General features: G+C 48.2%; 5 protein-coding genes. All 5 read left to right on the top strand.

All coding sequences use genetic code 11. The features are described from left to right. A partial coding sequence (locus RMO35_RS21080) for a response regulator (protein ID WP_309743947.1) occupies positions 1 to 1,170 on the top strand: 1,170 nt, incomplete at its 5' end. A 43-nt stretch (positions 1,171 to 1,213) separates the two neighbouring features. Continuing rightward, positions 1,214 to 2,257: a chemotaxis protein CheW gene (locus RMO35_RS21075; RefSeq protein WP_309743945.1), complete on the top strand. Its 1,044-nt coding sequence runs from the start codon at positions 1,214 to 1,216 to the stop codon at positions 2,255 to 2,257. 162 nt (positions 2,258 to 2,419) lie between these two features. Then, the gene (locus RMO35_RS21070; RefSeq protein WP_309743943.1) at positions 2,420 to 4,207 is read left to right on the top strand and encodes a methyl-accepting chemotaxis protein; all 1,788 of its coding nucleotides are present in this window, start codon (positions 2,420 to 2,422) and stop codon (positions 4,205 to 4,207) included. 130 nt (positions 4,208 to 4,337) lie between these two features. Then, entirely contained in the window at positions 4,338 to 6,143 is a 1,806-nt protein-coding gene (locus RMO35_RS21065) for a methyl-accepting chemotaxis protein (RefSeq protein WP_309743941.1), read from the top strand. Positions 6,144 to 6,183: 40 nt separating this feature from the next. Continuing rightward, on the top strand, positions 6,184 to 6,561 hold the full coding sequence (locus tag RMO35_RS21060) for a four helix bundle protein (protein WP_309743938.1): 378 nt from the start codon (positions 6,184 to 6,186) through the stop codon (positions 6,559 to 6,561). The last annotated feature ends 17 nt before the right edge of the window (positions 6,562 to 6,578 follow it).

Raw genomic sequence — 6,578 nt, 5'->3', positions numbered from 1 at the left:
ATACCAGGGGAAACATTACCACTAATTCCTTACCAATCGCAGGATCTCGCTCGCTTAATCGAATCATTTCGGCAACAGCAGGCGAGTGGCACTTTACAGTTGGAAGTGGAGGTACAGCCTGGTAAATGTTGGCAGCGAGTCCTAATTTGGTACAAGGGGGAAATTACATACGGTGGCAATAAATTAATCGATCGCGGCGAACTAATCAGAACGCTAGTTCAAAAATTTAAGCCAGAATATACACAATCGATCGAGGGTTGGCTGATTCAGCAGTTAGTTTACCCGCATTCGAGTCGAGAACTATTGACCTTTTTGGTGCAGCGACAGGTGTTGAGCTGGGAACAGATCGAGACTTGGGCGCAGGGACAAGTCGTATTTACCCTCGAACAAGCGATTAGTTTTGCGGGTAAATATCGGTTTAGTCCGCAAACCGAAGTGGACTTCTACCATCGGGCGGAGGGCGGTGGCTTGAACTGGAATCAGCTCATGATGACTGTCAATACTCGCCAGCAGTATTGGAGCAAAATTAGTAGTTTGATTCCGAGTATTGCAGCAATTCCCTTGCCACCAACGCCAGCAATGCTGGCAAAGATCGCCGAAGTCGCCATCAAACAACATTCTCAAAAGTGGTTTGACGGGCAAAAAACGATCGTCGAGATTGCTAGTGTCCTCGATCGCGATCCGCTCCAAGTCGCTCGCTCCTACGCGCAATGGGTACAAATGGGCTGGATGCACACTCAAGCGCCGATCCAAGGTGGGGGTGATATTTCCCTCGAATCGATCGTGCCGCCCGAATTGCCGATTGTCTTATCTGTCGATGATAGTCCGATCGTCCAAACGCGGATCAAGCGGGCACTCAGCGATATCTGCGAGGTACTACTCGCCAATGATGCGATGAGTGCTTTACATTTACTGGCGCGACAGCCAGTCGATTTGTTGTTGCTAGATGTGACGATGCCCGGAATCGATGGGATCGAGCTATGTCAGACGCTGCGGCGGATGAGCAAGTTTACGCAATTGCCGATTATTATGCTCACAGCTAAGGATAAGAGCTACGATCGCGCCCTAGCCGAAATGGTCGGCGCAACTGAATATCTCACCAAACCGATCGACGATGCCAAGTTGGTAGCAATTGTGAATCAGTACACCAAAGGTGGGCATATTCAATGATAAGTATCCGCTCGATCGCACCCAATCTATATTCATAAACATCATGTCAGGTAAGCCGCATCTGATCTTTGCTTTGCATGGATCGCTGTATGGAATTAGTGCCGATTTTGTCCGCCAAATTTGTTCGTTGCCGGAGTTACACACCTTAGCCACCGCGCCAGCCGATATTTTAGGTATCTTTAATTGGCGATCGCAAATGGTGCCAGTAATGCACTTAGATTTGCGATTTGGGCGAGGTTTTTCGGGTTGTAGTGTGAGCGATCGGCTGATCGTAGTTGAGTGTCAAGGTATCCAGATGGCGATTGTCGCCCATGAGGTATTTGACGTCCAAACGATCGATCCGCAGCCATTAGACACCGCCTTGATTCAAGCTCGCCAAGCAGCAACCGATCGCCACTTTATCAGTGGGATCGCCCAAGGTTTGGACGCGCCCATAACTTGCCTCGATCTCGATCGGCTCATTCGCGAACCCGAAGCTGTGGCGGCATTGGATCGCCAAACTAGCTCACCACTGATTGCTGGCGCAAGTGCGGACTTTTATAGTCGCTGTTGCCCCGAGGCTAGTATCGCCGACAGAGCGACATTTGCCACGCGCGCCCGTCAACTCCAGACAGCGATCGATCTAACTCAGAGCAGCAGTGACGAGCAGGGAGTATTAGTCGTCCAGATTGGCTCGGAATATCTCGGATTGCCACTCGAATTAGTCCTCGATGTCGATGTACTCGATCGCTTTTCGATCTCACCAGTCCCGATTGCACCGGAACATATTTTAGGTCAAATCAACTGGCGGAGCGAAATCGTGCCTGTACTAGAGCTGAGTAGTATCTTGCAGATGCCACCGCTACCACGTCAGGAAGTAGTTGTCGTCGAGATCGATAGTCTCAAAATGGGCATTGGCGTCGATCGCATTTTTGATGTCTTTTATCTCACCGGAGATCGCATTGACGCACTGCCAATCTCCGCCAGCGATCGCTCTCGTCAGTATCTACGCGGAGTATCAAAATATGCCGATGGCTTGATGTATTTGCTCGATCTGCGCGAGTTGGTAGAACGCAAGTTCTTAGTAGCTAGTGCGGCATCTCTCTAGCAACTGTGACATAAATAAAATAGCACTTCAAGATCGCCACGGTTGCCAATAACTAGCATTCTCTAACTCACATAACAACTTAATTTTCAAAAAATCACAAACTATCGATTAGCTCAAACTTTATATTTTTAACTTATCTCACATCATCCCCTCCGAAAGTATATGCAAACCAATCTCTGGAATAGAGTTAATACTTTATCCTTTAAGACCAAATCAACACTGATCGCGATCGCCCTAGGTATTCTCCCGATCGCCACAATTGGCACGACTACTTATCTGCAAGTTAGTACTGCCAGCCAACAGCAAGCAGCCAAAAAGGAAAAAGAGCGCGCAGAACTGATCGCCGATAAATTCAATCGATTTATGTTCGAGCGCAATGGTGATGTTTCGGTAATCGCTGCACTACCAATTTTTAATAGCGCTAAAGTAATCGCAATTAGTTCGACAGCCGAAAAAACTAACCTACTCGATCGATTCATTGATACTTATCAGGTTTATGACAGTATTGCTGTATTTGACATCAAAGGTAACTTAGTCGCTCAGAGTAAAGGAGAGTCACTTACCAAAATTAATCACTCAAATCGTCAGTATTTCAAAGATGCGCTGAAAGCGGGAAAAGCAGTTGTTTCCGCACCAGAAGCTAGTAAATATACTGGTAGAATCTCGGTGTTTTTTGCCGCACCAATTAGGGATTCAATTACGAATAATATTATCGGGGTAGTCAGAACGCGCACCCCAGTCGAGCGACTGGGAGCAGTGCTAGAAGATTTCGCGAATAAGCAAGAACGCTATCACATTATCGATCGCCAGAATAACAAAGTATTTATTAGTTCTAACGGGGAATATACCGATCGGCCAGAATCTCCAGCAATGCTCGCAGCACGCACCAAGGGTGGGCTCATCTTACGCCAACAGACTGGGAGCAATCGATCGGAATTCCTGAGTGCGGCTCCCTTTAAAAAGCTAGAGGGCATGACAGAATTGCCCTGGACAGCGGTAGCAACGATCGATGAAGATGCTGCCTACATCGAACTGCAAGGGCTGTTGTGGACGACTCTACTCGGGGCGATGACCACAGGTGCATTGACAGTCGGATTAGCGATTTTCTTTGCCGATCGCACCGCCAGATATGTCCAACGGACGATCGCGACGATTACCAATTCTGCCAACGAAATCGTCGATTCAGTTGAGTCTCAAGAGATCTCCATCAACCAACAAGCTAATTCCGCGATCGCCACGACAGATAGCGTCAATGAATTAGAAAATATCTCCACCGCCACCGCCGCACAAGCTACCGCATCCGCTACCGGAGCCAAACAAGCCCTCTCACTGGCGGAAGAAGGGTCTAAAGCCGTCCAAAAAACCATCCATGAGATTTCGGAACTACGCGATCGCGTCGATGAAATCGCCCAGCAAATCGTCAATTTGGGCGAACAAACCGGACAAATTACCAACGTCTCCGACTCCGTATCCGACTTAGCCAAACAAACCAACATGCTCGCACTCAAAGCCGCTGTAGAAGCCGCCCGTGCTGGCGAACAGGGGAAAGGCTTCGGCGTAGTTGCTGGTGAAATTCGGAAACTAGCAGATGAAAGTAAAAAATCTGCTCAAAAGATTAACGATCTGGCGACAGATATTCAAGCCGCGATCGCCCGCACAGTTACCGTCACCGATCGCGGTACCAGAACCGCCACTGAAGGGATTCAAATTGCCGAAAATACCGCCTCGACCTTTATCGGCGTTACCGATGCTGTCAACAACGTATTTTTGAACTCTCAACAAATTTCCGCCAGTACCCAACGCCAATCTACCGCGATTCAACAGGTACTAGGCGCAATGAACGCCATCTCCCAAGGCTCTCAAGAAAGTGCCATCGGGATGCACAAAGTCAAAACCTCTACTAGAGAACTCAACCAGATTGCCGATGAGCTGCAAGCAGTGGTGAGTTAGGGGATAGGGGATAGGGGATAGGGGATAGGGAGGACAGACGCAAGCGTCTCCGAACCTCCAAACCCCCACAACCCTCTATTCCCTATTCCCTACCCCCTATCCCCTATCCCCTATCCCCTATCCCCTAATCATGCTATCCAACTTCAAAACCAACTTCCAATCCAAATTCAATAACCTGACTTTCAAAACTAGAGCGATCGGTACTGTCGTATTGCTATCGGTCTTGCCCGTGGCTACGGTTGGCGGTCTAGCCTACTTCGCTTCTTACGATAGCTTGAAGAAGGTAGAAACAGAAAACCAACAATTGGCAACTGGCACACTAGCAGATGCCCTGACTCGCTTTATTAGTATTCGGAGCAAGGATGCTCAGGCTCTTGCTAGTTCGCCATTGTTTGATAACCAAAAGATTTCCAAAGGCTTAACGATCGCGGACAAAGAAGCATATTTGAATGATTATCTCGCTCGATATACATTCTTTGATGGAGCGGAGGTTTTAGATCTTAAAGGCGATCCGATCGCGTTTTCCAAAAAAAATATTAAAACTAATTATGCAGGCCAAATTTATTTCAAAAACGTTCTCAAAACTGGTAAGCCTTTTATCAGTAGCGTCGAAATTTCTAAAGTTACTAAAGCACCATCGATCTTCTTTGCTGCGCCAGTCAAAGATAACGTCACAGGTCAACTCATTGGCATCCTGTGCTTGAGAATGCCTGTCGCCAGTCTCAAATCGATTGCCGAGCCGTACGCTACCAATAGCAACGAATGGCACATTATCGACAAAAATACCAATAAATTTGTCCTCGCACTCGAAGAAAACCAAGTCGGGCGGAGTACTAGTGACTTTTCTGAATATGAGCGGTTGAAAAATAGTACCAAGCCGCAGTCTACATTTGACGTCGATCGAGTCGATAATCAACAGCAGTTAATCTCCGTCTTAAGCTTGCCCAAAACTGAAGAGCTAGGCGCGAGTAATTTGGGCGTCATTCTGTCAAAAGACAAAGCGATTATCGATGCCAAAGAAAGTAGCGTCCTACTGATCTTAGCACTGGGGATGTTGACCACAGGGGCGGTGACGATCGGCTTGTCGCTGCTGCTCGGAAATCGCATTACCAAGTTTATTCAACAGCTAGCAGACTCGATCGCCAATTCCACAGGCACGATCGTCGATACAGTCGAGATGCAGGAAGTCACCGTGAACATGCAGGCAAACTCCGCGATCGATACCAGTAAAACCGTCAACGAACTCGGCGCGATCTCCTTCCAGTCCGCCGCTCAAGCCGAAGCCTCCGCCAACGGTGCCCGCCAAGCGCTGTCGCTCTCTGAGGACGGAACTCGCGCGGTACAACAGACCCTCCAAGGGATGACTGGACTGCGCGATAAAGTAGACGCGATCGCCAGCCAGATCGTCAACCTCAGCGAACAAACCGGACAAATTACCGTAGTATCGGATCTCGTGGCAGATTTGGCAAGTCAGACGAATATGCTCGCACTCAACGCCGCCGTAGAAGCAGCTCGCGCCGGGGAACAAGGTCGCGGCTTTAGCGTAGTTGCCGATGAAATTCGGAAACTCGCCGACCAAAGTAAAAAATCAGCCGATAAAATTAATGCCCTCGCCGATGATATTCAATCAGCAATTAACCGCACCGTCATGGTGACTGATGAAGGCACCAAAACGGTAAACGAAGGGATCGACCTCGCTCAAGCCACCGCCGCCACCTTCGCGGGTGTGACAGATGCCGTAAACAACGTATTCTTGAACTCCCAACAGATCTCCACCAGTGCCAAACAGCAAGCCGTATCGATCCAGCAGGTACTCAGCTCGATGACCAACATCTCCCAAGGCTCCCAAGAAAGCGCCATCGGGATGCACCAAGTCAAAATGACCACCAAGGAGTTGACCCAGGTCGCGGATGAGTTGAAGGCAGCGGTGGTCTAGGGAATAGGGGATAGGGGATAGGGGATAGGGAGAAAATTGGATGGGTATTAGTAGTTTTCGTGAATTAAGAGTTTGGCAGTTAGGGATGGAATTGACCGAAAGAATATATCGCCTAACCGCAGACTTTCCTAAGTCAGAAACGTATGGGCTAAGTAGTCAAATGCGACGCTCCGCTGTATCTATCCCCTCTAATCTAGCTGAAGGACATGGTAGAAACTCAACGAAAGAGTTTTTACAATTTATCGCTATTGCCTTTGGCTCTATCTGCGAACTTGAAACCCAAATTTTATTGTCTCATCGACTGAAATACATTGAAACCACCGATTTAGAAACGACCCTAGCATTATTAACGGAAACTAGTAAAACAACTCGTGGGTTACAAAAAGCTCTTAAGGCGAAATTTGGGGATAGGGGATAGGGTTTAGGGGATAGGGG

This window comes from Chamaesiphon sp. OTE_20_metabat_361 (genome assembly GCF_031364565.1).
Note: the sequence above shows the minus strand (reverse complement) of the source record. Positions and strands in the feature narration are given on the sequence as shown.

What these genes read in the sequence shown, in the direction of transcription:
- RMO35_RS21065 (WP_309743941.1), top strand. Translation starts at nt 4,338, where the DNA reads ATGCTATCCAACTTCAAAACCAACTTCCAATCCAAATTCAATAACCTG.
- RMO35_RS21070 (WP_309743943.1), top strand. Translation starts at nt 2,420, where the DNA reads ATGCAAACCAATCTCTGGAATAGAGTTAATACTTTATCCTTTAAGACC.
- RMO35_RS21060 (WP_309743938.1), top strand. Translation starts at nt 6,184, where the DNA reads ATGGGTATTAGTAGTTTTCGTGAATTAAGAGTTTGGCAGTTAGGGATG.
- RMO35_RS21075 (WP_309743945.1), top strand. Translation starts at nt 1,214, where the DNA reads ATGTCAGGTAAGCCGCATCTGATCTTTGCTTTGCATGGATCGCTGTAT.